Origin of the sequence: Paracoccus sp. SY (assembly GCF_002901215.1) — a bacterium.
In the GTDB taxonomy this organism is placed as follows: Bacteria; Pseudomonadota; Alphaproteobacteria; order Rhodobacterales; family Rhodobacteraceae; genus Paracoccus; species Paracoccus acridae.
This window is the reverse complement of the sequence record NZ_NWMQ01000001.1, coordinates 323,729-345,081: the sequence shown is the minus strand read 5'-3', so window position 1 is coordinate 345,081 and position 21,353 is coordinate 323,729. Positions and strand designations below refer to the sequence as shown.

General features: G+C 64.5%; 27 protein-coding genes. 8 read left to right on the top strand and 19 right to left on the bottom strand.

From position 1 onward, the window contains the following. Positions 1-29 precede the first annotated feature (29 nt). The 7 genes from CK944_RS01705 to CK944_RS01675 all read right to left on the bottom strand — a co-directional run bounded on the left by CK944_RS01705 (position 30) and on the right by CK944_RS01675 (position 5,437). On the bottom strand, positions 30-293 hold the full coding sequence (locus CK944_RS01705) for a ribbon-helix-helix domain-containing protein (RefSeq protein ID WP_239985938.1): 264 nt from the start codon (positions 291-293) through the stop codon (positions 30-32). Beyond that, entirely contained in the window at positions 253-444 is a 192-nt protein-coding gene (locus tag CK944_RS01700) for a DUF4169 family protein (RefSeq protein WP_103171266.1), read from the bottom strand. Before CK944_RS01700 ends, CK944_RS01705 begins: the two co-directional genes overlap by 41 nt. A 64-nt stretch (positions 445-508) precedes the next feature. Then, entirely contained in the window at positions 509-1,903 is a 1,395-nt protein-coding gene (gene fumC / locus CK944_RS01695) for a class II fumarate hydratase (protein WP_103171265.1), read from the bottom strand. Between the two features lie 74 nt (positions 1,904-1,977). Next, the gene (locus tag CK944_RS01690) at positions 1,978-2,874 is read right to left on the bottom strand and encodes a dihydrodipicolinate synthase family protein (protein WP_103171264.1); all 897 of its coding nucleotides are present in this window, start codon (positions 2,872-2,874) and stop codon (positions 1,978-1,980) included. Positions 2,875-2,929: 55 nt separating this feature from the next. Continuing rightward, the gene (locus tag CK944_RS01685; protein WP_103171263.1) at positions 2,930-3,772 is read right to left on the bottom strand and encodes a transglutaminase family protein; all 843 of its coding nucleotides are present in this window, start codon (positions 3,770-3,772) and stop codon (positions 2,930-2,932) included. Next, a complete protein-coding gene (locus CK944_RS01680) occupies positions 3,772-4,194 on the bottom strand; it encodes an OsmC family protein (protein ID WP_103171262.1) in 423 nt (140 codons plus the stop codon). Before CK944_RS01680 ends, CK944_RS01685 begins: the two co-directional genes overlap by 1 nt. Before the next feature lie 76 nt (positions 4,195-4,270). Further along, positions 4,271-5,437 carry a deoxyguanosinetriphosphate triphosphohydrolase gene (locus CK944_RS01675; protein WP_103171261.1) on the bottom strand — a complete coding sequence of 389 codons (1,167 nt, stop codon included), beginning with the start codon at positions 5,435-5,437 and terminating at the stop codon, positions 4,271-4,273. A 78-nt stretch (positions 5,438-5,515) separates the two neighbouring features. Between CK944_RS01675 and CK944_RS01670 the strand changes: the two genes are divergently transcribed. Next, positions 5,516-5,839 carry an iron-sulfur cluster assembly accessory protein gene (locus CK944_RS01670; protein WP_103171260.1) on the top strand — a complete coding sequence of 108 codons (324 nt, stop codon included), beginning with the start codon at positions 5,516-5,518 and terminating at the stop codon, positions 5,837-5,839. On the opposite strand, the gene CK944_RS01665 is transcribed toward CK944_RS01670, so the two are convergent. After that, the gene (locus CK944_RS01665; protein ID WP_103171259.1) at positions 5,836-6,408 is read right to left on the bottom strand and encodes a hypothetical protein; all 573 of its coding nucleotides are present in this window, start codon (positions 6,406-6,408) and stop codon (positions 5,836-5,838) included. The genes CK944_RS01670 and CK944_RS01665 overlap by 4 nt on opposite strands. Positions 6,409-6,472: 64 nt before the next feature. Between CK944_RS01665 and xth the strand changes: the two genes are divergently transcribed. Beyond that, positions 6,473-7,258, top strand: a complete 786-nt coding sequence (gene xth / locus CK944_RS01660) for an exodeoxyribonuclease III (protein WP_103171258.1) — start codon at positions 6,473-6,475, stop codon at positions 7,256-7,258. On the opposite strand, the gene CK944_RS01655 is transcribed toward xth, so the two are convergent. After that, positions 7,255-8,142, bottom strand: coding sequence for a cation diffusion facilitator family transporter (locus tag CK944_RS01655; RefSeq protein ID WP_103171257.1), 888 nt, complete (start codon positions 8,140-8,142; stop codon positions 7,255-7,257). The genes xth and CK944_RS01655 overlap by 4 nt on opposite strands. A gap of 115 nt (positions 8,143-8,257) precedes the next feature. On the opposite strand from CK944_RS01655, the gene CK944_RS01650 reads away from it, so the two are divergent. Beyond that, complete coding sequence (locus tag CK944_RS01650) at positions 8,258-8,584, top strand: YnfA family protein (protein WP_103171256.1); 327 nt, start codon at positions 8,258-8,260, stop codon at positions 8,582-8,584. 3 nt (positions 8,585-8,587) lie between these two features. Here CK944_RS01650 and CK944_RS01645 read toward each other — a convergent pair whose 3' ends face one another. Genes CK944_RS01645 through CK944_RS01640 form a run of 3 tightly spaced genes read right to left on the bottom strand, consistent with a single transcriptional unit; the run spans position 8,588 to position 10,832 of the window. Continuing rightward, positions 8,588-8,929: a hypothetical protein gene (locus tag CK944_RS01645; RefSeq protein WP_103171255.1), complete on the bottom strand. Its 342-nt coding sequence runs from the start codon at positions 8,927-8,929 to the stop codon at positions 8,588-8,590. After that, a complete protein-coding gene (locus tag CK944_RS24170; RefSeq protein ID WP_256388064.1) occupies positions 8,929-9,057 on the bottom strand; it encodes a hypothetical protein in 129 nt (42 codons plus the stop codon). Before CK944_RS24170 ends, CK944_RS01645 begins: the two co-directional genes overlap by 1 nt. Beyond that, positions 9,054-10,832, bottom strand: a complete 1,779-nt coding sequence (locus tag CK944_RS01640; RefSeq protein WP_370463844.1) for an extracellular solute-binding protein — start codon at positions 10,830-10,832, stop codon at positions 9,054-9,056. Before CK944_RS01640 ends, CK944_RS24170 begins: the two co-directional genes overlap by 4 nt. A gap of 346 nt (positions 10,833-11,178) precedes the next feature. Here CK944_RS01640 and CK944_RS01635 point away from each other — a divergent pair, with 346 nt between their 5' ends. Then, positions 11,179-11,961 carry a 3-hydroxybutyrate dehydrogenase gene (locus CK944_RS01635; RefSeq protein WP_103171253.1) on the top strand — a complete coding sequence of 261 codons (783 nt, stop codon included), beginning with the start codon at positions 11,179-11,181 and terminating at the stop codon, positions 11,959-11,961. Positions 11,962-11,990: 29 nt separating this feature from the next. Here the strand turns inward: CK944_RS01635 and CK944_RS01630 are convergent, their stop codons facing one another. Both CK944_RS01630 and CK944_RS01625 read right to left on the bottom strand, forming a co-directional pair. After that, entirely contained in the window at positions 11,991-12,374 is a 384-nt protein-coding gene (locus CK944_RS01630) for a host attachment protein (RefSeq protein WP_103171252.1), read from the bottom strand. A gap of 47 nt (positions 12,375-12,421) precedes the next feature. Further along, positions 12,422-13,624, bottom strand: a complete 1,203-nt coding sequence (locus CK944_RS01625; protein WP_103171251.1) for a pyridoxal phosphate-dependent aminotransferase — start codon at positions 13,622-13,624, stop codon at positions 12,422-12,424. A gap of 85 nt (positions 13,625-13,709) precedes the next feature. Between CK944_RS01625 and CK944_RS01620 the strand changes: the two genes are divergently transcribed. Together CK944_RS01620 and CK944_RS01615 are read left to right on the top strand one after the other, a co-directional pair. Continuing rightward, positions 13,710-14,000, top strand: a complete 291-nt coding sequence (locus tag CK944_RS01620) for a succinate dehydrogenase assembly factor 2 (protein ID WP_229665101.1) — start codon at positions 13,710-13,712, stop codon at positions 13,998-14,000. A gap of 127 nt (positions 14,001-14,127) precedes the next feature. Next, entirely contained in the window at positions 14,128-14,628 is a 501-nt protein-coding gene (locus CK944_RS01615; RefSeq protein ID WP_103171329.1) for a MarR family winged helix-turn-helix transcriptional regulator, read from the top strand. A 15-nt stretch (positions 14,629-14,643) separates the two neighbouring features. Here the strand turns inward: CK944_RS01615 and CK944_RS01610 are convergent, their stop codons facing one another. The 5 genes from CK944_RS01610 to CK944_RS01590 form a co-directional block, all read right to left on the bottom strand. After that, a complete protein-coding gene (locus CK944_RS01610) occupies positions 14,644-15,072 on the bottom strand; it encodes a VOC family protein (RefSeq protein WP_103171250.1) in 429 nt (142 codons plus the stop codon). 18 nt (positions 15,073-15,090) lie between these two features. After that, positions 15,091-15,570, bottom strand: coding sequence for a dihydrofolate reductase (locus tag CK944_RS01605; protein WP_103171249.1), 480 nt, complete (start codon positions 15,568-15,570; stop codon positions 15,091-15,093). A 3-nt stretch (positions 15,571-15,573) separates the two neighbouring features. Beyond that, the gene (locus tag CK944_RS01600; RefSeq protein WP_103171248.1) at positions 15,574-16,407 is read right to left on the bottom strand and encodes a thymidylate synthase; all 834 of its coding nucleotides are present in this window, start codon (positions 16,405-16,407) and stop codon (positions 15,574-15,576) included. Position 16,408: 1 nt separating this feature from the next. After that, positions 16,409-18,367 carry a DNA topoisomerase IV subunit B gene (parE, locus tag CK944_RS01595; protein WP_103171247.1) on the bottom strand — a complete coding sequence of 653 codons (1,959 nt, stop codon included), beginning with the start codon at positions 18,365-18,367 and terminating at the stop codon, positions 16,409-16,411. Positions 18,368-18,505: 138 nt separating this feature from the next. Further along, a complete protein-coding gene (locus CK944_RS01590) occupies positions 18,506-19,165 on the bottom strand; it encodes a glutathione S-transferase family protein (protein WP_103171246.1) in 660 nt (219 codons plus the stop codon). Positions 19,166-19,333: 168 nt separating this feature from the next. On the opposite strand from CK944_RS01590, the gene CK944_RS01585 reads away from it, so the two are divergent. Both CK944_RS01585 and CK944_RS01580 read left to right on the top strand, forming a co-directional pair. Next, positions 19,334-20,884 carry a cytochrome c oxidase accessory protein CcoG gene (locus CK944_RS01585; protein ID WP_103171245.1) on the top strand — a complete coding sequence of 517 codons (1,551 nt, stop codon included), beginning with the start codon at positions 19,334-19,336 and terminating at the stop codon, positions 20,882-20,884. Position 20,885: 1 nt separating this feature from the next. Continuing rightward, on the top strand, positions 20,886-21,353 hold the full coding sequence (locus CK944_RS01580) for a FixH family protein (protein WP_103171244.1): 468 nt from the start codon (positions 20,886-20,888) through the stop codon (positions 21,351-21,353).

The following is a 21,353-nucleotide window of genomic DNA, read 5'->3' as shown; positions in this document are numbered from 1 at the left end:
AGGCCCGAGCGGGGGCAGACAGCCCCCGGCTAACGCTGCAACTCTGCGATCACGAACAGGCGCAGGGCCGTCGCCAGCCCCACCTCGGGCGGGCGGGCGTGGTCGATCCGGCCGATCAGTTCGGCGCGGGTCATGCCCCGCGCGCGGGCCGCATCCGCGATGCCCCGCCAGAACGCATCCTCCAGCGAGACCGAGGTGCGGTGCCCGTCGATGGTCACCGACCGCTTGGCCGGGGGCGTCATCGGCGGCAGGTCAATCATTGCCTTGCGGATCGTCCAGCCGGTGCGCGTCATGGATGCGGTCCGCGCGCGCGGCCTCGGCCTGGCGCGCATCGCGCAGGGGCTTCGCCTCGCCGAACTTGGCGGCGTTGGCATCGCCCGCCGCGCGCTTGTCGTCGCGGGCGCGCTGCTTGCGGGCCTGCCGCAGGTTGATGATCTTGGTCATGGGTCCAATGAAAAACCGGGACGCGTCAGCATAACGCGGCCCGGCCCGATCAGGTCAAGCCCGATCAGCCCTTGGGGCTGATCATGTCCTCGGGGCGGACAACGCGGTCGAAGGTCTCGCCATCCACGAAGCCAAGGGCGATTGCTTCCTCGCGCAGGGTGGTGCCGTTCTTATGCGCGGTCTTGGCGACCTTGGTGGCGTTGTCATAGCCGATGGTGGGCGCCAGGGCCGTCACCAGCATCAGCGATTCCTTCATCAGCTTCTCGATCCGCGGGATATTGGCCTGGGTGCCCACGACCATGTTGTCGGTGAAGCTGCCCGCCGCGTCCCCCAGAAGCTGCATCGACTGCAGCACGTTATAGGACATCATCGGGTTATAGACGTTCAACTCGAAATGCCCCTGCGACCCTGCAAAGCCGATGGCCGCGTCATTGCCCATGACATGGGCGCAGACCATGGTCAGCGCCTCGGCCTGGGTCGGGTTGACCTTGCCCGGCATGATGGACGATCCCGGCTCATTCTCCGGCAGGATCAGTTCGCCCAGGCCGGATCTCGGCCCCGATCCCAGCAGGCGCATGTCATTGGCGATCTTGAACAGGGATGCCGCGGCCGTCTTCAGCGCGCCCGAGAAGAAGACCATCGCGTCATGCGCGGCCAGGGCCTCGAACTTGTTGGGGGCGGTTACGAAGGGCAGGTCGGTGATCCTGGCGATTTCCGCCGCAATGGCCGTGTCCCAACCCTTTTTCGTGTTCAGCCCGGTGCCGACCGCCGTGCCGCCTTGGGCCAACTCATAGATGTCGGTCAGCGCCAGCTTGACGCGCTCGATGCCCTTGGCGACCTGATGGGCATAGCCGCCGAATTCCTGGCCCAGGGTCAGGGGCGTGGCATCCTGCGTATGCGTGCGGCCGATCTTGATGATGTCCTTGAATTCTTCGGACTTCGCGACCAAGGCCTTGTGCAGCTTTTCCAGGCCGGGGATCAGCGTGTCGCGGGCCACCATGCCGATGGCGACATGCATCGCGGTCGGGAAGGTGTCGTTCGAGGACTGGCCCATGTTCACATGGTCGTTCGGATGGACCGGCTTCTTGCTGCCCATCTCGCCGCCCAGGATCTCGATCGCGCGGTTCGAGATGACCTCGTTCGCGTTCATGTTGGACTGCGTGCCGGACCCCGTCTGCCAGACGACCAGCGGGAAGTTGTCGTCGAACTTGCCCTCGAAGACCTCGGTCGCGGCCTGTTCCATGGCCTTGCCGATGGACGGGTCCAAATCGCCATTGGCCTGGTTCACGCGGGCCGCTGCCAGCTTGATCGCGCCAAGCGCGCGGATGATCGCGACCGGCTGGCGTTCCCAGCCGATGGGAAAGTTCTGGATCGAGCGCTGCGTCTGCGCCCCCCAGTATTTGCTGGCGTCAACCTCCAGCGGGCCGAAGCTGTCGGTTTCGGTGCGGGTCTTGGTCATCGGAAGGCTCCCTCGCAATTTCGCGGGGTTCTATCCGCCGCGCGCGCGATAGGCAATCGGTATGCAACGGTATGCTAATGCTGGCGGGTGTCCAGGGCGGCGATGGCGGCGCGAAGTGTGTCGTCATGGTCAGACAGGGGCAGGATCGGGCGCGGCGGCTGGGCCTGGGTCAGGCCCATCAGGTTTGCCGCGTGATGCACGGTGCGAAAGCTGCTGCGCGTCCTGAACAGGTCCCACAAAGGCGCAAGTGTCGCGTCGATCCGTCCGACCTTGGCCGCGTCGCCCTGCCGCGCCGCGCGCACCAGCCGCAGCATCGGATCGGGCCACAGCCCTGCGGCGACGCTGTAGAAGGCATCCGCCCCCGCCAGCATCGCGGGTGCGCAAACCCAATCGACGCTGTAGCCGACCGAGAAGCCCTTTGGCAGGGCGGCGCGCAGTTCGGCGATCTGGCTCGCATAGTCGCCCGAGGACACCAGCGGCATCTTCACGCCCCGGACGGTGGGAAGGGTTGCCAGCCGGGCCAGCAGCGCGGTGGAAAAGGTGAAATGTGTCGTGCCGGGATTGTTGTAGATGCAGACCGGCAGGTCGCTGGCCGCGGCGATGGCGGCGAAATGGTGGAAGACCTCATCCTCGGTCAGCGGGGTATAGGACATGGGCGCGACCAGCAGCCCGGCGGCCCCAAGATCGGCCGCGTGGCGGGTAAGGCCCACGGCCGTGTCCGTGCGCAGCGCGCCGACCCCCACGATCACCGGGACGCGGTCGGCCAGTTCGGCCACGGCCGCTTCCGCCACGGCGCGCCGCTGGTCCGGGTCAAGATAGGCATAGCCGCCCGTGCTGCCCAGCACACAGATCGAATCCGGCCGGCCCTCTGCGACGTGGCGCAGGATTCGCTGAAGGTCGGGCAGCATGACGCGGCCGTCGGCGTCGGCGGGCGTGATGGGAAATGCGGAAAGGCCCTTGAAGACGGTCATGATGCGATCCTGCCCTGGGGGGGCAGGTGGTCACAGAGACGGGGCCAATGCAAGGTCAGGCGAACAGCATCCCGTCCAGTTCGTTGCCGAAGTCGTCGACAGCATGGCACCAGACGCGGAAGCCTGTCAGCGTATGGGTGCCGAACGTGTTGAGCAGCGGCACGTCGGCCGCGTCCAGCCCCCGCGCGACGACGACCCGGCCGATCCGCCGCTGGTTGTTGCGTGGATCGAAGGTCCACCACTTGCCGCCCAGGAAGACCTCGATCCAGGCGGCGAAATCCATCGGCGCGGCGGCGGCGGGCACGCCGATGTCGCCCACATAGCCGTTGACATAGCGGGCCGGGATGTTCAGCGCCCGCAGATAGCCCAGCGTCAGATGCGCAAAGTCGCGGCAGACCGCCACGCCGTCCTGTCGGGCGCTTGCGGCGGTGCGAAACTGCGAGGCCAGCTTGTAGTCGAAGACCATGCTGCCGTTCACATGGTCCACGATATGCTGCACCCGATTCCATCCGGGCGCGACATGGCCGAACAACTGCCAGGCCTCGTCGCTGACCAGGTCCACCTCGACATAGCGCGAGGCGGTCAGGTAGCCCAGGACCTCGGGTGGCAGGGCCTCGACCGCCCATTCGGCGGCGCCGAAATCGGCCTCGTCGCGCGTGCCGGGGTCGTTCAGGGTGATGTCGCTGAAGATCGTGAAGCTGCCCGCCGGCGCCACCATGCGCCGGCAGATGTTGCCGAAGCGATCGACATAGGTTTGGACCGGGACCGAGGGGATCGTCCTTGCATCCTCGGGGAAGACATAGTCGCGGTGCCGGGCCGTTTCCGGTGTCGTCAGGCTGATCAGCGGCGTGTCCTGCGGCACCTCGATCGTCATCTCGTGCCCGATCCGGATACGCATCACGCGACCGTCGCGTCCATCGTGACCTCGGCGTTCAGCAGCTTCGAGATGGGGCAGCCTGCCTTGGCCTTCTGCGCCAGTTCCTCGATCTGTGCCTTGTCGCCGTCGCCAGAGATCTGGGTCACAAGATGCGCCTTGGTGACGGTGAAGCCGTCGCCGTCCTTGTCCAGGGTGATCCGGGACGTGGTCTTGATGTCGATGTTGCCGATGCCGGCCTCGGACAGCATGTTCGACAGCGCCATGCTGAAGCAAGCCGCATGGGCCGCGCCGACCAGTTCCTCGGGGTTGGTGCCGGGCTCTTCGCCGAAACGCTTGTTGAAGCCATAGGACAGGCCGTCCAGGGCCCCCGACTGGGTCGATACCGTGCCCGTGCCGTCCTTCAGCCCGCCTTGCCAGGTGGCCGATCCGCTGCGTGTGACCATCGCGATGTCCTTTCTGCGCTCATCCTTTGGCGACTGAACGCGCGGAAGGGGCAGAGGTTCGCGGCTTGCGGAAATATCAGCGGCCGGGGAACAGCCGCTGATGTTCGGCGATGGCGAAGCGGTCGGTCATGCCTGCGACGTAATCAAGAACGATGCGGGCGCAGGCGGTTTCGTCGCCTGCCTTGCGGGCCAGATCGCTCCAATGATCGGGCATCTGGCCGGGATCGTGCAGGAACAGCGGGAACAGGTCGTTCAGCATCGCCGTGACATTGGTGCGTTCCACCACGACGGAAGGCGCGCGATACATGCGCGTGAACAGGAAGGACTTGATCGCCTTGATGTTCTGATACAGCGGCTTGGAAAAGCGGATGATCGGCCCGTCCATGTCGCGGATTTCCTGCGCCGATTGCGGCTGCAACCCGGCCAGACGGTTCTGGGCCACGGCGATGACGTCTTCCACCATGACGCCGAAGACGCGGCGCAGCGCCTCGTAGCGGCGGCGGGTCGGGTCGAGGCCGGGATAAAGATAGTCAACCTCGGCAAAGGCGGGGCCGACCACGGGCAGTTCGGCCAGTTCATCCTCGGTGAACAGTTCGGCGCGCAAGCCGTCATGCAGGTCGTGGTGGTTGTAGGCCACGTCATCGGCGACGGCCGCCACCTGAGCCTCGGCGCTGGCATTGGTGTGCAGTTCCAGATCCCAGTCGGCGTTCACCTCGGCCAGGGCATAGGGCAGGGGGCGGGTCACGGGGCCGTTGTGCTTGGCGATGCCCTCCAGCGCCTCCCATGTCAGGTTGAGGCCGTCGAAATCGGCGTAATGCCGTTCCAGCCGCGTGACGATGCGCAGCGCCTGGGCGTTGTGATCGAAGCCGCCATAGGGCTGCATCAAGGCGGCAAGCGCGTCTTCCCCGGTATGGCCGAAGGGCGGGTGGCCAAGGTCATGGGCAAGCGCCACGGTTTCGGCAAGGTCCGTATTCAGGCCAAGCGCGCCCGCGATGGTGCGCGCGACCTGGGCGACCTCGATCGTGTGGGTCAGGCGGGTGCGGAAATAATCGCCGCGATAGGCTTCCCCGTCATGTTCGACAAAGACCTGGGTCTTGTGCTTCAGCCGGCGAAAAGCACTGGAATGGATGATCCGGTCGCGGTCGCGCTGCCAGGGGCTGCGGAAGGTGGACATGCGTTCCGGGTGCAGCCGCCCGCGGCTGGCTTCGGGTTGGCAGGCGTAAGGGGCGATCGCACTGGACATCAGGGGGGCAGGGCCTTCCTTGCAACAGGTCTGGTGGACACTATATTTAGGCACTGCCGACGAAAACGGGAACGACCCATGAACCTGCCCCCCAAAGTCACCGAACGCGCCTTTGCCCGCCTGGCCGAGATCAACGATTCGGGCGAGGTCCGCCCGCTGCGCGTGGCCGTGTCGGGCGGCGGCTGTTCGGGTTTCCAATACGACATCCGCTTGGACCAGGCCGAGGCCGACGACCTGGTGCTGGAAGGCGCGGGCCAGAAGGTCGTGGTCGATCCGGTGTCGCTGCCCTATCTGGCAGGGGCCGTCATCGACTTTGCCGATGAACTGATCGGCGCGCGCTTCGTGATCGACAATCCCAACGCCTCGTCCAGCTGCGGCTGCGGGACGTCCTTCTCGATCTAGCCGCAGACCCGGGTGCGGGTATCCACGTCGATCTCCAGCCGCCGCAGGCCGGGGGTGGGCAGGCGGTTCCGATCATCCCTGAGTTCGTCGTCCAGTTCGATCACCTCCGTCGTTATCGTCAGGCCCTGGCACAGGTCCAGCGCACCCGATGAGGCGACGCGCACCTTCCCTTCGGTCTCGATCAGGCGGATGATATAGCCGTGCTTGCGCGCGACCGATGCGCCGAAGGTCATGGGTTCCGCGACTTGGGTCCATTCGGTGTCGGGACCGAACAGCGCATCCTCTCCCTGCCAGTCGGTGCCATGGGCAAAGCGGATGGTCCAGGTGCCCGGCGGCACCAGCAGGCGGAAGAACGTGCCGCCGTGGATATAACCCGCCATCACCGGATCGCCCCCGATGTCGGGCGACAGGAACAGCGCAAAGTCGCGCCCGGGCAGGGTCTGCACGACCAGTGGCAGGGTCGCGGGCAGCCCGCTGCGGTTCCACATCAGCCCCGCGCGCGGCCGGTCCTGCGCCAGGGCAGGCAGGGCGAGGGCTATCGTCAGCAGAAGGGCGATCAGGCGGCGCATAGGGTGAAAGGTAGGTGTCCCGACCCCGGTTGCCAATCGCCGGGGGGCGGATAAAGATGCGCGCATGAAAATCGCGACATTCAACATCAACGGCGTCAAGGCCCGGATTCAGGCACTGACCGACTGGCTGGCGGGATCGGGCGCCGATCTGGTCGTCCTTCAGGAAATCAAGTCCGTGGACGAGGGCTTTCCCCGTGCCCATTTCGAGGATCTGGGCTGGACCGTCGAAACCCACGGCCAGAAGGGCTTCAACGGCGTGGCGATCCTGTCCAAGCTGCCGTTGGAGGACGTGACGCGGGGCCTGCCTGGCGACGAGGCCGACGAACAGGCCCGCTATATCGAGGCCACCGTCATCAGCAGCCAGGCGGTCCGCATCGCGGGGCTTTACCTGCCCAACGGCAACCCGGCGCCGGGGCCGAAATACGACTATAAGCTGGCCTGGATGGAACGCCTGCGCCTGCGTGCCGCAGAACTGATGGAAAGCGAACTTCCGGTGGTGATGCTGGGCGATTTCAACATCATCCCCGAACCGCGCGACGCCGCCCGGCCGCAGGCCTGGGTTGATGACGCCCTGTTCCTGCCGCAAAGCCGCGAGGCCTTCCGGCGGATCGTGAACCAGGGCTGGACCGATGCCGTCCGCATCCGCGATCCTTGGTCCACGCGCGGTCCCTTCACCTTCTGGGATTATCAGGCCGGGTCCTGGGCCAAGGACGATGGCATCCGCATCGACCACCTGCTGCTGTCGCCCCAAGCCGCAGACCTGCTGGTCGAGACGGGCATCGACAAGGAGGCCCGCGCCGGCGAAAAGCCCAGCGACCATGTGCCCGTCTGGGTCAGGCTGGCGGCCTAGAGCACCAGCACGCCCGAATGCTTGGCCTTGTGTTCGGGTTCGACATGGATGGTGATCTGCGCGTCATCCAAGCGGCGTTTCAACGCGGCCTCGATCCGGTCGCAGATGGCGTGGGCCTCGGCCACCGGGGTTTCGCCGTCCACGACCAGATGGAAGTCGATGAACGTCATGCTGCCCGCGTGCCGGGTCCGCAGGTCATGCGCCTCGATCGCCCCATCGGCGTTGTCCGAGATGGTGGTGCGGATATCGCGCAGCAGATCCTCTGGCACCGCCCTGTCCATCAGACCGCCCAGGGAAACCGCCATCACCTTCCATCCCGACCACAGGATGTTGATCGCAACCAGCCCCGCCAGCACCGGATCAAGGATCGGATAGCCCGAGATCACGGCCATCGACACGCCGAAGATCACTCCGGCCGAGGTGATGACATCCGACAGCAGATGCTGGCCGTCGGCGACAAGCGCCGGGGATTTCAGGCGGCGGCCGTGGCGGATCAGCACGAAGCACCAGCAGGCGTTGATGCAGCCCGCGAAGGCATTGATCAGCAGACCATTGACCGGGGCGTCCATGGGCTGGGGGTCGCGGATGCCGTGATAAGCCTCCTCGAGGATCAGCAGGGCCGCGACGATGATCATCACGCCTTCCAGGACGGCCGACATGAATTCGGCCTTGTGGTGCCCATAGGGATGGCCGCGGTCGGCCGGACGCTGGGCGATGCGGATCGCGATCAGCGCGGCAAGCGCCGTCGCCACGTTGACGGTGCTTTCAAGGGCGTCCGACAGAAGCGCGACCGATCCCGTGATGTGCCAGGCCAGGGTCTTCAGCCCCAGGACCACGATCCCGACTGCGATGCTGCCAAGGGCAATTTTGATGGTGCGATTCATCGCGACGGTCCTTCATGCCATGCCCCCCGTCGGGCTGCATGTGGCAGAACCCGCCCCCAGTTGCAACTGGAAAGGCGTGCTGGACGGCGCCGCAAGCCGTCGTTAGACGGGTCGGATGCAGGTGCTTGCGATCTATCTGACTGCCGCCTTGGCGGAAATCGCCGGCTGCTTCGCCTTCTGGGCGTGGTATCGGCTGGACAAGTCGCCGCTGTGGCTGGTGCCCGGCATGGCCTCGCTGGCGCTGTTTGCCTGGGTCCTGTCGCTCAGCCCGGCCGATCAGGCGGGACGGGCCTATGCGGCCTATGGCGGCGTCTATATCACCGCATCGCTCCTGTGGCTTTGGCTGGCCGAAGGGCGCAGGCCCGATCAGTGGGATGTGATGGGCGCCGCGATCTGCCTGGCGGGCGCCGCGGTCATCCTGTGGGGACCGCGCGCCGCCTGACGGTCAGTTGTCACCGTCGTCAGGATATTCGTCGTCATCGCCGAAGCGGGCGTCATCGGCATATTCATCCTCGCCCTCGCCCACATACTTGGCGCTGAGCGCGATGGAATGGTTGTCATGCGTCGGATCCATGACCACGTCCGACGGAATCTCTCCGGCCAGCCATTCGCGCAATTCCTCGCGGATTTCGGACGGTTCCTGGCCGGTCGCCTCGGCAAGATAGGCCACGAAGGCGCGCTGATCGCCGTCGATTTCATCAAGGTCGGTTTCGTCGACCTCGGGCCACTTCTCGACGATCGCTTCGTAGAACGCAGCCCAATTCTGCTGCACATGGCTCCATTTCATCAGTATCCGCCTCCCATCGAGGATTGCGCCCAGTTTGCAATTCCGGTGATGTCCTCACCGACCCCAGCGACCGTATTGCAGCCAGCCAGCACCGTGCAGGCCAGCAGCATGCCCAAGACTGCCTTCATTCTTCTGCCTCCTGCCACCACAGCTCGGGCAGGAAGCCCGGCCAATCTCCGTAAAGTGGCGTTGTCTGGGCAGGATACCGCAGGTCCGCAGCATGGGCCAGCCGCGAGACCGGCGAGAACCCGGCCGGTATCACGTAACGCCCTGCGGTTAGGATTCGATCCAGGGCGCGAACGGCCGACGTGAAATCCTCGTCGGTTTCAGACTGGACCATGGCGGCGATGACGGCATCGGCCGCCGGGCTTTTCATGCCCATCCAGTTGCGGCTGCCGGGCTGGTCCGCAGCCTCGGACCCCCAATAGAGCAGTTGTTCGTTCCCCGGCGACAGCGACAGGGCGCGTTCATACCAGGTCATGTCGAACTGAAACTCATTGGTGCGCTGCACAAACTGCGCCGGATCCAGCAAGGTGATGCGCACCTGCATCCCCAGGTTCCGCAGCGCCTGGACATAGATATCGGCGATCTGCTGGGTCTCGGACGCGGTGCGCATGGCGGTGCCGGACTGGTTCAGCAGGATTTCGAAGGCAAAGGGGCGGCCATCTGCGTTCCGCAGAACGCCGTCCTGCACGGTCCATCCCGCGTCCGACAGCAGCGCGATCGCCCGCCGCAGGCCCGCCCTGTCAAGCGCGCGGTCCGATCCCTCGGGCAGGGCATAGCCCTCGATGGTGCTGGGGGGCAGGTCCGCCGAGAAGGGCGCCAGCAATTCGGCCACCCGGCCGGTCGCGGGTCCGGGCTGCATCGCCAGGCTGGAATTCGCGAAATACGAGGTGATCCGCCGGTCCTTGCCGCCGTTCAGCGTGGCATTGATGAAACGGAAGTTGAAGGCCTCGATCATGGCCTGACGGACCCGCCAGTCGGCAAACAGCGGGTTGCGGGTGTTCATCACCAGCCCCATGATCCCAGACGGGCGGCCATTGGGGATTTCCGCCTTGACCGCATCCCCCCGCGTCATCAGGGGGAAATTGTATTCCTGGTCCCACTTGTTCGCGGACAGTTCCCGCCAGACCGTGACCTCGCCCGCCTTGAAGGCCTCGAACATGGCGTTGGCATCGCCGAAATAGTCATAGCGGATCACGTCCAGATTGTTGCGCCCCCGGTTGACGGCCAGATCCTTGCCCCAGTAATCGGGATCGCGCCGGAAGGTGATCATGCGCCCCGGATCGACCCGGTCCACGACATAGGGACCGGAGCCGATCGGCGCCTCCAGTCCCGAGGCCGAGAAGTCCTTGCCTTCCCACTGGGCCTTCTTCAGGACCGGCCGCAGCCCCATCAGCATCGCCAGTTCGCGGTCGTTTTCCGAAAAGGTGAAACGGATGCGGGCGGGGCCGGTCTGCTCCATCTTCGCGACCTTGGACCAGGCACCGTGATAGCGCGGATGCCCCTGCGTCCCCAGCGTCTCGTATGACCACATCACGTCCTCGACGGTCACGGGCGATCCGTCCGAGAAACGCGCCTCGGGGCGCAGGGTGAATTCCACCCAACTGCGGTCCGGTGCCGTTTCGACAGACTGCGCCAGAAGTCCGTAAAGCGTGAAGGGTTCGTCAAGGCTGCGATACATCAGCGTCTCGGCGACATGGACGCCGACGCCCCATGCTGCATTGCCTTTCAGCACCCAGGGCTTGAGCGAGTCGAAGCCCCCCGGTTCGGCCAAGCGAATCATTCCGCCCTGGGGCGCGTCGCGGTTGACGTAGGGGAGTGCTTGGAATCCTTGAGGTAGAGCAGGCTGACCATACATTGCAAGCCCGTGGGCCGGTTCGGCACGCCCTTCAAGCGGCATTGATGCAACAGTCAGAAAACCGCCAGATATCAGGCACAAGGCACGGATAACCGCAGATTTGTTAAGGTTTCTTAAGAATTTCATTGCCTGTCTGCTCGATTTTCTTCTTTTCGATACAAATTCAACTGACTTGAACCGGGATCGTCAATGCCGGGTCGAACTTCTTCGTTGGACTCTGACAGGCATTAGCGTATAAATGGCTTACTGCTCGATAGGTTTCTTGCCTGTATGAAACCTGCCTCATGACTTGCGCCCGCCTTGTGCGGGCGCTTTTTTTTCCCCATGCTGCACCTGCAAACGGCTGGGGCCTTGCGCCCTGTTAAAGCCGACAGTCAGGAGGGGGGCGATGTTTCAAAAGTTTCTAGGCGGTAAAACCGCAGTCGTGACGGGTTCTAACTCTGGGATCGGGCTGGGCATCGCGCACCGCCTGGCCATGGCGGGGGCGGATATCGTCCTGAACAGTTTCACGGACCGGGACGAGGATCATGCCCTGGCCGAGTCCCTGGCGCGGGACCATGGCGTCACCGTCCGCTATATCAAGGCGGACATGTCCAAGGGCGACGAATGCCGGGCCTTGATCGAACGGGCGGGACGCTGCGACATCCTGGTGAACAACGCGGGCATCCAGCATGTCGCGCCGATCCCAGACTTTCCGGTCGAGAAATGGGACGCGATCATCGCGATCAACCTGACCTCGGCCTTTCACACGACCGCAGCGGCCCTGCCGATGATGCGTGCCGCGGGCTGGGGGCGCATCGTCAACGTCGCGTCCGCCCACGGGCTGACGGCAAGCGCCTTCAAATCCGCCTATGTGGCGGCCAAGCACGGGATCGTCGGGTTCACCAAGGTCACCGCCCTTGAAACCGCGAAAGAGGCGATCACCTGCAACGCGGTCTGCCCTGGCTATGTCCTGACGCCGCTGGTCGAGGCGCAGATCCCCAACACGATGAAGGAATACGGCATGAGCCGCGAGGAGGTGATCCAGAAGGTCATGCTGGAACGCCAGCCGTCCAAGGAATTCGTCACCGTCGAACAGTTGGGGGATACGACGGCCTTCCTGTGCAGCGACGCCGCGGCCCAGATCACCGGCACGGCCATCAGCGTCGATGGGGGCTGGACCGCCTTGTGACGAAAGCCGCCGGCATCAAGGGCCGCTGCCTATAAGGACAGCGCGTCCTCGATGGCGCGAAGGTCGGAATTCGTCAGGTTCCTGGCCACTTCCCTGCGCAGGCGGAATTGCAGTTCCTTGTGATACCGCTTGCGCAACACCCCCAGGGTGGGCGGATCCGCGATGATGACGACGTCATCTGCCTTGTGCTTCAGCACCATGTCGTTCAGGTGATCGGCAAGCCGGGCCGCAAACACGGCAGGATCGCCCGCAGCGACGATGCCCGGACTGGCGTCACCCGCCTTGTGCTGGCTCATGCTGTCCAGTGTGATCCGTTCGGTCTCAGACAACTCGATGCCGTGCTTGGCGGCATTGCGGAACAGTGTCGCCGACTGGCCGTCGGTCACGACAACCAGAGTGTCATGAGGCAGCATCGTGATCTCCTGTCGTTACCAGATCCGGTAACGCAGGGTCACACGCGTCAGTTGCACCCTTCGCAGAAGCGCCGGATGCGGCTCACGGCCTCGGTCAACTGTTCGTCGCTGGTCGCGTAAGAGATGCGGAAATGTGGCGAAAGGCCGAAGGCTGCGCCGAACACCACCGCAACGCCGGTTTCATCCAGCAGCGCGTTCGCGAAGGCCTCGTCATCCGTGATCGTGGCGCCTGCGGCCGAGGTCTTGCCGATCAGCCCCTTGATCGACGGATACACATAGAACGCCCCCTGCGGTGTCGGGCAGTCGATGCCGGGGCAGGCGTTCAGCCCGGCCACCACCAGGTCGCGCCGGCGCTGAAAGACCGCGCGGCTTTCGGTGATGTAGTCCTGGGGTCCCGTCAGCGCCGCCTCGGCTGCGTACTGGCTGACCGAACAGGGGTTCGAGGTCGATTGCGACTGCAGTTTCGCCATGGCCTTGATCAACCCCTCGGGTGCGGCGCCATAGCCGATGCGCCAGCCTGTCATGGCATAGGCCTTGCTGACCCCGTTCATGGTCAAGGTGCGGTCCTTCAGGCGCGGCTCCACCTGGGCAGGGGTGACGAATTCGAACCCGTCGAACACCAGGTGTTCATAGATGTCGTCCGACAGGATCCAGACCTGCGGATGGCGCAGCAGCACCTCGGTCAGCGCCTGCATGGCCGCGCGGTCGTATCCCGCTCCAGACGGGTTGGAGGGCGAGTTGAGGATCAGCCATTTCGTGCGCGGCGTGATCGCGGCCTCAAGTGCCTCAGGTGTCAGGCGGAAGCCCTGATCAATCCCGCATTCGACGATGACCGGCTTGCCCCCGGCAAGCAGCACCATGTCGGGATAGCTGACCCAATAGGGGGCAGGGATGATCACCTCGTCGCCTTCGTCCAGCGTCGCCATCAGCGCGTTGAACAGGATCTGCTTGCCGCCCGTGCCCACCGTGACCTGCGACGGGGCATAATCCAGCCCGTTTTCCCGCGCGAACTTGTCGCTGATCGCGCGTTTCAGCGATGGCGTCCCATCCACGGCGGTATAGCGCGTGTGCCCCGCATCGATGGCGGCCTTGGCCGCGCCGCGGACATGGACGGGCGTGTCAAAGTCCGGTTCCCCGGCGGACAGGCTGATGATGTCGCGTCCCTTCGCCCGCAATTCGGCCGCGCGGGTCGTCATCGCAATCGTTGGCGAGGGCTTGATTCGGCTCAGGCGGTCGGACAGGAAACCCATGGCGGTCCTTGCTGGTTTGAACGTCTTGCCCGCATGGATTATGCTGCGGTTCCCAGGACGGCAAGCGTCGCGGAAGGATGGAAGAATGATCGAATCGGCTGAAACCCGTCTGCGCCGCCTGAAGATGCGCAGCTGGCGCCGGGGCATGAAGGAAATGGACCTGATCCTGGGCCATTTCGCCGATGGGCCACTGGCATCGCTGAATTCGGCCGAACTGGATATCTATGAGGCCATGCTGTCTGAAAACGACCAGGATCTTTATCTGTGGGTGACGGCGCGGGTGAATGGCGGGACCAATCGCGGCCCTGCCGAAATCAGTGCGATCCTGGATCGGGTCGCGGATCATGCCGCGGAACGGCTGAGGCCGGTTCGATAAAATTCTTCCTATTCTTGCCGGGAAGTTCTGTTGCATTAACTGAAGATTTTGATTTTTGCGGCAATGTCGGGTCATGAGGAACAAATCAGGACCGCAAGACGCCATGATTTCCCCCGCGCCGCGCGACATGCGCCCCCAGGCCGACGTTCAGGCTCTGCCGGATCTGGCAGACACGACCGAAGCCTATCTGGAATCCCTGCAGCTTCTGGAACGGCTGCACCGGCTGATGCTGGACCTGGTCAAGGACGAATTCGAACGTCTGGGCCAACATGACCTGACGCCCGTACAGGCCATGATCCTTTACAACCTCGGCGGGGCCGAGGTGTCGGCGGGCGAGCTTCGGTCCCGTGGCATGTATCAGGGATCGAATGTCAGCTATAACCTGAAGAAGCTGGTGACGATGGGCTATGTCCATCACGAACGCAGCGACATGGACCGCCGTTCGGTGCGGGTCAAGCTGACCCAGGAAGGACAGGCGATCCGCGACATGGTCCACCGCCTGTTCCTGCGCCATGCCGAAGGGCTGGCCATGTCCGGCGTGCTGGAAGACCCGCCCTTGGAGCAGGTCAACCTGCAAAGCCGCCGGATCGAGCGGTTCTGGCTGGAACAGATCCGCTATATCTACTGACCCGCGGGTATCGCCTTACCAGTGGCCGGTATTTTCCATGCTGGCCCAGGGTTCGGCCGGGGGCAGGTGATCGCCTTCCTGCAGCAGTTCGATCGAGACATTGTCGGGGCTGCGCACGAAGGCCATGTGCCCGTCCCGCGGCGGACGGTTGATGGTGACCCCGGCGTCCATCAGCTTCTGGCAAAGATCATAGATGTTGCCGACCCGATAGGCCAGGTGGCCGAAGTGGCGGCTGTCCGAGGGCAGACCTTCGTCCCCGTCCCAGTTGAAGGTCAGTTCGACCGGACATTCCGGCTGACCCGGCGGGGCCATGAAGACCAGGGTGAAGCGGCCCTTGTCGTTGTCGATCCGGCGCGTCTCCTCCAGCCCCAGCAGCTTGAAGAATGCGATGGTCTTGTCCAGATCCTTGACGCGAACCATGGTGTGCAAGTAGCGGATATTCATCGGGATCCTCCTGTTGGGTCAGCGGCGGCGCAAGTATTCGAAAAGGGTGCAGCAGGGCGTGTCCTGGCGCAAGACCAGCGAACCCAGGCAATGCCACTGATCCTTGTCGAAATCGGGAAAGAACGCGTCCGCATCCGTGACGGCCAGGTCCACCTGCGTCAGCAACAGCCGGTCGGCCATGGGAAGCAGGGCCCGATAGATGCCGGCCCCGCCGATGCCATAGACCCGGCGATGACCCAGGCAATGCGCGTGATCCACGGCGGCCTGGGGCGTGGGAAGGACGTTCTCGGCCACAGCAAGGTCGGAGGACACGACCAGATTCAGGCGGTTCTTCAAGGGTTTGAACGGCAGGCTTTCCCAGGTCCTGCGACCCATGACGACAGCGCCCCCGGTGGTTTCGCGCTGGAAGAAGGCCAGATCCTCGGGCGCGCGCCAGGGGATGTCGTTGTCCTTGCCGATGGCGCCATTGCGGTCGCGGGCTGCAATCAGGGTCAGCATGGATCAGACCGCCACGGGGGCCTTGATGGCCGGGTCGGGGTCATAGTTCAGTACCTCGAAATCCTCGAAACGGAAATCGAAGATGGATTGCACATCCCGGCGCAGGCGCAACCGGGGCAGCGGCTTCGGGGTCCGTGCAAGCTGGGTTCGCACCTGATCCAGGTGGTTCGAATAGATATGCGCGTCGCCGATGGAATGGACGAAATCGCCCGGTTCATAGCCGGTGACATGGGCCAGCATCACCTGGAGCAGCGCATAGGAGGCGATGTTGAACGGCACGCCCAGGAACATGTCCGCCGACCGCTGATACAGTTGCAGATGCAGCTTGCCCGCCAGGATCCGCACCTGCCACAGCGTATGGCAGGGCGGCAACGCCATGTCCGGCACGTCGCCAGGATTCCAAGCGGACACGATCAGGCGGCGAGAGTCGGGCGTCTTGCGGATCGCTTCCACAAGATCCGCGATCTGATCGACATGGCCCGCGAAGAACAGCGGCCGACCGTCGGCGTCAAGGCCGCTTGGCACCAGCTTGGGAAAGTGGCGCCATTGCCGGCCATAGACCGGCCCGAGGTCGCCGTTCTTGTCCGCCCATTCGTCCCAGATCGAGACGCCGTTTTCCTGCAGATAGCGGATGTTCGTGTCGCCCGACAGGAACCACAGCAATTCGTGGATGATCGACTTCAGGTGCAGCTTCTTGGTCGTCACCAGTGGAAAGCCGTCCGACAGGCGGTAACGGCATTGCAGCCCGAAATGGCTGATCGTGCCGGTGCCCGTCCGGTCGGTGCTTTCAAGACCCTGTTCCAGAACCATGCGCAGGGCGTCGTGATATTGCTGCATCTCAGACGTCCAGTTCTTCGGCGAAGCGGGCGTTTTCCTGGATGTATTCGAAGCGCAGTTCCGGCTTCTTGCCCATCAGGCGTTCCACAAGGTCGCCGGTCTCGCCCCCCTCGTCATCGTCGATGCTGACCCGGATCAGCTTGCGGGTCTTGGGGTTCATCGTCGTGTCCTTGAGATCCTTGGCGTCCATCTCGCCCAAGCCTTTGAAGCGCTGCACGTCTATCTTGCCGCGTCCGCCCAGGCCCTTGGCCAGCATCCGTTCCTTTTCCGCATCATCCGCGACATAGACCCGGTGCGCCCCCTGAGTCAGGCGGTAAAGCGGCGGACAGGCCAGGTACAGGTGCCCCTTGTCGATCAGCGGCCGCATCTGCGTGAAGAAGAAGGTCATCAGCAGGCTGGCGATATGCGCGCCGTCCACATCGGCGTCCGTCATGATGATGACCTTGTCATAGCGCAGGTCATCGACCTTGAACTTGGATCCCATTCCGACGCCAAGTGCTTGGCAAAGATTGCTGATTTCCTGGTTCGCCCCCATCTTGGTCGAGGCCGCGCCCAGCACGTTCAGGATCTTGCCCCGCAGCGGCAGCAGCGCCTGGTTGGTGCGGTCGCGCGCCATCTTGGCCGACCCGCCCGCGCTGTCGCCTTCGACGATGAACAACTCGGTCCCGTCGCGGCTGGTGGCGCTGCAATCGACCAGCTTGCCCGGCAGGCGCAGCTTCTTGGTGGCCGTCTTGCGGGCGGTTTCCTTTTCCTGCTTGCGGCGCAGGCGTTCGTCCGCCCGCAGGATCAGGAAGTCCAGGATCGCGCCCGAAGACTTCGTGTCGGCCGCAAGCCAGGTGTCGAAATGATCGCGCACGGCGTTTTCGACAAGGCGCGCGGCCTCGGTCGTGGCAAGGCGATCCTTGGTCTGGCCCACGAATTCCGGCTCTCGGATGAAGCAGGACACAAGCGCACAGCCGCCGGTCAGCAAATCCTCTCGCGTGATGTTCGCGGCCTTCTTGTTGTTGATCCGTTCGCCATAGGCCCGCACGCCCTTGAGGATCGCCGACCAGAAGCCAGCCTCGTGGGTGCCGCCTTCCGGCGTGGGAACGGTGTTGCAATAGGACTGGATGAAGCCGTCGCGCGAGGGCGTCCAGTTGATCGCCCAATCCACCTTGCCCGGCGCGCCCTGGCGACGGAAATCGACGCTGCCCGCGAAGGGCCGGTCGGCATAGGTGCTGGCGCCGTGCAGCGTTTCGGACAGGTAATCGGCCAAGCCGCCGGGGAAATGGAAGGTCGCCTCGCGCGGGGTTTCGCCGTCGTCGATCTCGGACTTCCAGCGGATTTCGACGCCGCTGAACAGATAGGCCTTGGACTTGACCATCTTCAGAAGCCGCGCGGGCTTGAAGCGGTGATGGCCGAAGATCTCCTCGTCGGCATGGAAGGTGACGGTGGTGCCGCGCCGGTTGGGGGCCGCGCCGATCCTGGCCACCGGACCCTGCGGGATGCCGCGCGAAAACCGTTGCTCGAACAGTTCCTTGTTGCGCGCGACCTGCACGATCATGCTGTCCGACAGCGCGTTCACCACGGACGCGCCGACCCCGTGCAAGCCGCCCGAGGTCTGGTAGGCATCGCCCGAGAACTTGCCGCCCGCGTGCAGCGTGCAGAGGATTACTTCCAGCGCGGACTTGCCCGGAAACTTCGGGTGCGGGTCGATGGGAATCCCGCGGCCGTTGTCGCGCACGACCACGCTGTAATCGGCCAGCAACTCCATCTCGATCCGGCTGGCATGGCCTGCCACCGCCTCGTCCATCGAGTTGTCGAGGATTTCGGCCACAAGGTGATGCAGTGCGCGTTCGTCGGTTCCGCCGATATACATGCCGGGACGCTTGCGCACAGGCTCCAGCCCCTCCAGCACCTCGATGGAGGCGGCGGAATAGCTGTCGGTCGCATCGACTGCGGAAAGAAGGTCGTCGGCCATCGGGTTCTGCTCTTGTTCTTGGTTGGGGGACTATCTCATGCTGGCGGGGTCAAGGCCAGTCCCGCCGAACAGGGCCGCGTTGCAGCGCGCCGACGGGATATGTGCACCATATCGGATGTTCCTGTGTCCGTTTCAATCTCACTCGGGTTCCGCCAGCCGTGCCTCCCACATCCTGCGGAAGGCCGAGCGGGACTGGCATCGTTCCAGCCAGGACATGACGGCCGGAAACTGGCTCATCAGTTCCCCGTAACCTTGGGCATAGCGCAGAACCTCGGCCAGGTTCAGGTCCGCCACGGTAAATCGTCCGCCGACCAGATGTTCGTGCGTGGACAGATGCGGCTCGATCACCTTCAGCGGGCGGATCAGCCGTTCGGCGGCATTCGCAACGATCGCCTGGTCGTCGCCCGATTGCAGGCGCGACGGCGCGTGCAGGAACAGGATCGTCAGGGCGTCCGGTTCGACGCTGGTGGCGGCGTAAAAGCTCCACTGCATCATCAGCGCGTCCTCGGCCAGGTCGGCCGGGCCAAGATCGTCGCCGTACTTGCGCGCCAGATACAGGGTCGCCGCAAGGGATTCGCCCAGGACCAGGCCGTCATCCTCGATCACCGGGATGGTTCCGGCGGGGGACAGGGCAAGGAATTCGGGGGAATGGGTGTTCAAGGGGGCATCCGGCGCGTCCGGGTCGGCCAGACGATAGGCCTGGATGACCGGAACCTGGCGAAACTCCAGCCCGATTTCGTGGCAAAGCCAGATGATGCGAGAGGCGCGCGAACGGGTGACGCCGTGAATGGTCAGCATGGAAAGCTCCTTCCTGGGCGCAGGTTACGTCAGCGCAGGACCGGCGGAAAGCGCGATGATCCGCGGCTTGCGCAAGGCGTGGCCGGACCCTGTCGTTTGATGCAGGTCAAGGAATCGCCCTTCGGGCCGGTCTAGACCGGGTGTCGCGAAACAGGAGCGATTCTTACAATGTCCAATTCCGAATTGGACCACCCCAGCCTTTACGCCAAGCGGGAGCCGATCTTTCCGAAACGCGTCAAGGGGCGGTTCAGGAACCTCAAATGGATTGTCATGGCGGTGGCCCTGACGATCTATTACGTCATGCCGTGGCTGCGCTGGGATCGTGGTCCCACCATGCCCGACCAGGCCGTCCTGGTCGATCTGGCGAACCGGCGGTTCTTCTTTCTCTGGATCGAGATCTGGCCGCACGAATTCTATTTCGTCGCGGGCCTTCTGGTCATGGCGGGGTTGGGCTTGTTCCTGTTCACCAGTGCCCTGGGACGCGTGTGGTGCGGCTATGCCTGCCCGCAGACGGTCTGGACCGACCTGTTCATCCTGGTGGAACGCTGGATCGAGGGCGACCGCAACGCCCGCATCCGCCTGCATCGTCAGCAATGGGACGCGCAGAAGATCCGCCTGCGGCTGGCCAAGTGGGCCGTCTGGCTGGTGATCGCATTGATGACCGGCGGGGCCTGGATCTTCTATTTCACCGATGCGCCGACGCTGCTGGGCAACCTGCTGACCGGCCAAGCCCATCCTGTCGCCTATATCACCATGGCGATCCTGACGGGGACGACCTTCCTGTTCGGGGGTTTTGCCCGCGAACAGATCTGCATCTATGCCTGTCCCTGGCCGCGCATCCAGGCGGCGATGATGGACGAGGACACGCTGACCGTCGCCTATCGCGAATGGCGGGGCGAGCCGCGCGGCAAGACCAACGTGCGCCACCGCCCCGCGGCCGTGGCCTTCCAGGCCGAGGCGGAAAGCCATGCCGCAGGTCCCGCCGCCGGGGGCAAGTATCCGCCCGTTCCCTATCCCGGCGTCCCGACCGGCGTCGGCGGTCCGATCCCCGTCAATTCGGCGGGCGACTGCATCGACTGCCTGGCCTGCGTGAACGTCTGCCCGATGGGCATCGACATCCGCGAAGGACAGCAGATGGAATGCATCACCTGCGCGCTGTGCATCGACGCCTGCGACGAGATCATGGACAAGATCGGCAAGCCGCGCGGGCTGATCGACTATATGGCGCTGAGGGACGAGACCGCCGAACGCGCAGGCGCGCAGCCGAAATCGGTCTGGCGGCATATCTTCCGGCCGCGCACGATCCTGTATTTCACGCTGTGGGCCGGGATCGGGGTCGCGCTGATCGTCGCGCTGTTCGTGCGCTCGCCCTTTGACCTCAACGTCTCGCCGGTGCGCAATCCGCTGTTCGTGACCATGTCGGACGGCGCCATCCGCAACACCTATGAAGTACGCCTGCGCAACAAGCAGCACGACGCCCGCAGCTTCAGCTTCGCGGTCGAGGGCGCCGACGGCCTTGTCGTCGCGGTCGAGGGCGCGCCTTCCGCCATCGCCGAGGTTCCCGCGGACGAGACGCTGAGCCGCAGGCTTTACATCACCGCGCCGGCCGGGTCCGAGATCGCGACCCAGGCGACGACACAGCTTGACCTGGTCGTCCGGGACGAGGTTGACGGCACGACCGCATCGGTCGGCACGATCTTTCACGGAAAGGGTGAATAGGATGACCAGGGAACTTACCGGACGTCATGTCCTTTTCATCACGCTGTCGGCCTTCGGCGTCATCATCGCCGTCAATCTTGTGATGGCCTTTCTGGCCGTCGGCAGCTTTCCGGGGCTGGAGGTCAAGAACAGCTACGTCGCCTCGCAGCAGTTCGACCGTGAGCGTGCGGCCCAGCAGAACCTGGGCTGGACCGCGAAGGCCGGCTATGACGGCGGGCAGATCGTGATCGAGATCGTGGACGCCACCGGCGCACATCCCATCTTGCTCGACTTCTCGGCCACCATCGGGCGGCCCACGCACAAGCGTGACGATGTGACGCCCCAGTTCGAACAGGCAGGCGGCGGCATCTATCGCGCGCCGCTGAAGCTGGAGCCGGGGGCCTGGAACATCCACGTCCAGGCGGTCGCGCCCGATGGCACGGCATTCCGGCAGCGGCTGGACCATATCGCAAGATCCGGGGCGAACTGA

Bases quoted from the DNA above. Each gene is read 5' to 3' on its own strand.
- CK944_RS01580 (WP_103171244.1), top strand. From the start codon at position 20,886: ATGACCAGGGAACTTACCGGACGTCATGTCCTTTTCATCACGCTGTCG.
- CK944_RS01625 (WP_103171251.1), bottom strand. From the start codon at position 13,624: ATGGGTTTCCTGTCCGACCGCCTGAGCCGAATCAAGCCCTCGCCAACG.
- CK944_RS01665 (WP_103171259.1), bottom strand. From the start codon at position 6,408: ATGCGCCGCCTGATCGCCCTTCTGCTGACGATAGCCCTCGCCCTGCCT.
- CK944_RS01630 (WP_103171252.1), bottom strand. From the start codon at position 12,374: ATGCTGCCTCATGACACTCTGGTTGTCGTGACCGACGGCCAGTCGGCG.
- CK944_RS01670 (WP_103171260.1), top strand. From the start codon at position 5,516: ATGAACCTGCCCCCCAAAGTCACCGAACGCGCCTTTGCCCGCCTGGCC.
- CK944_RS01645 (WP_103171255.1), bottom strand. From the start codon at position 8,929: ATGAAATGGAGCCATGTGCAGCAGAATTGGGCTGCGTTCTACGAAGCG.
- CK944_RS01585 (WP_103171245.1), top strand. From the start codon at position 19,334: ATGTCCAATTCCGAATTGGACCACCCCAGCCTTTACGCCAAGCGGGAG.
- CK944_RS01590 (WP_103171246.1), bottom strand. From the start codon at position 19,165: ATGCTGACCATTCACGGCGTCACCCGTTCGCGCGCCTCTCGCATCATC.
- CK944_RS01640 (WP_370463844.1), bottom strand. From the start codon at position 10,832: ATGCCGCTTGAAGGGCGTGCCGAACCGGCCCACGGGCTTGCAATGTAT.
- CK944_RS01685 (WP_103171263.1), bottom strand. From the start codon at position 3,772: ATGCGTATCCGGATCGGGCACGAGATGACGATCGAGGTGCCGCAGGAC.
- CK944_RS01650 (WP_103171256.1), top strand. From the start codon at position 8,258: ATGCAGGTGCTTGCGATCTATCTGACTGCCGCCTTGGCGGAAATCGCC.
- CK944_RS01700 (WP_103171266.1), bottom strand. From the start codon at position 444: ATGACCAAGATCATCAACCTGCGGCAGGCCCGCAAGCAGCGCGCCCGC.
- CK944_RS24170 (WP_256388064.1), bottom strand. From the start codon at position 9,057: ATGAAGGCAGTCTTGGGCATGCTGCTGGCCTGCACGGTGCTGGCTGGC.
- CK944_RS01620 (WP_229665101.1), top strand. From the start codon at position 13,710: ATGATCGAATCGGCTGAAACCCGTCTGCGCCGCCTGAAGATGCGCAGC.
- CK944_RS01705 (WP_239985938.1), bottom strand. From the start codon at position 293: ATGACGCGCACCGGCTGGACGATCCGCAAGGCAATGATTGACCTGCCG.
- xth (WP_103171258.1), top strand. From the start codon at position 6,473: ATGAAAATCGCGACATTCAACATCAACGGCGTCAAGGCCCGGATTCAG.
- CK944_RS01635 (WP_103171253.1), top strand. From the start codon at position 11,179: ATGTTTCAAAAGTTTCTAGGCGGTAAAACCGCAGTCGTGACGGGTTCT.
- CK944_RS01600 (WP_103171248.1), bottom strand. From the start codon at position 16,407: ATGCAGCAATATCACGACGCCCTGCGCATGGTTCTGGAACAGGGTCTT.
- fumC (WP_103171265.1), bottom strand. From the start codon at position 1,903: ATGACCAAGACCCGCACCGAAACCGACAGCTTCGGCCCGCTGGAGGTT.
- parE (WP_103171247.1), bottom strand. From the start codon at position 18,367: ATGGCCGACGACCTTCTTTCCGCAGTCGATGCGACCGACAGCTATTCC.
- CK944_RS01675 (WP_103171261.1), bottom strand. From the start codon at position 5,437: ATGTCCAGTGCGATCGCCCCTTACGCCTGCCAACCCGAAGCCAGCCGC.
- CK944_RS01615 (WP_103171329.1), top strand. From the start codon at position 14,128: ATGCGCCCCCAGGCCGACGTTCAGGCTCTGCCGGATCTGGCAGACACG.
- CK944_RS01680 (WP_103171262.1), bottom strand. From the start codon at position 4,194: ATGGTCACACGCAGCGGATCGGCCACCTGGCAAGGCGGGCTGAAGGAC.
- CK944_RS01690 (WP_103171264.1), bottom strand. From the start codon at position 2,874: ATGACCGTCTTCAAGGGCCTTTCCGCATTTCCCATCACGCCCGCCGAC.
- CK944_RS01655 (WP_103171257.1), bottom strand. From the start codon at position 8,142: ATGAATCGCACCATCAAAATTGCCCTTGGCAGCATCGCAGTCGGGATC.
- CK944_RS01605 (WP_103171249.1), bottom strand. From the start codon at position 15,570: ATGCTGACCCTGATTGCAGCCCGCGACCGCAATGGCGCCATCGGCAAG.
- CK944_RS01610 (WP_103171250.1), bottom strand. From the start codon at position 15,072: ATGAATATCCGCTACTTGCACACCATGGTTCGCGTCAAGGATCTGGAC.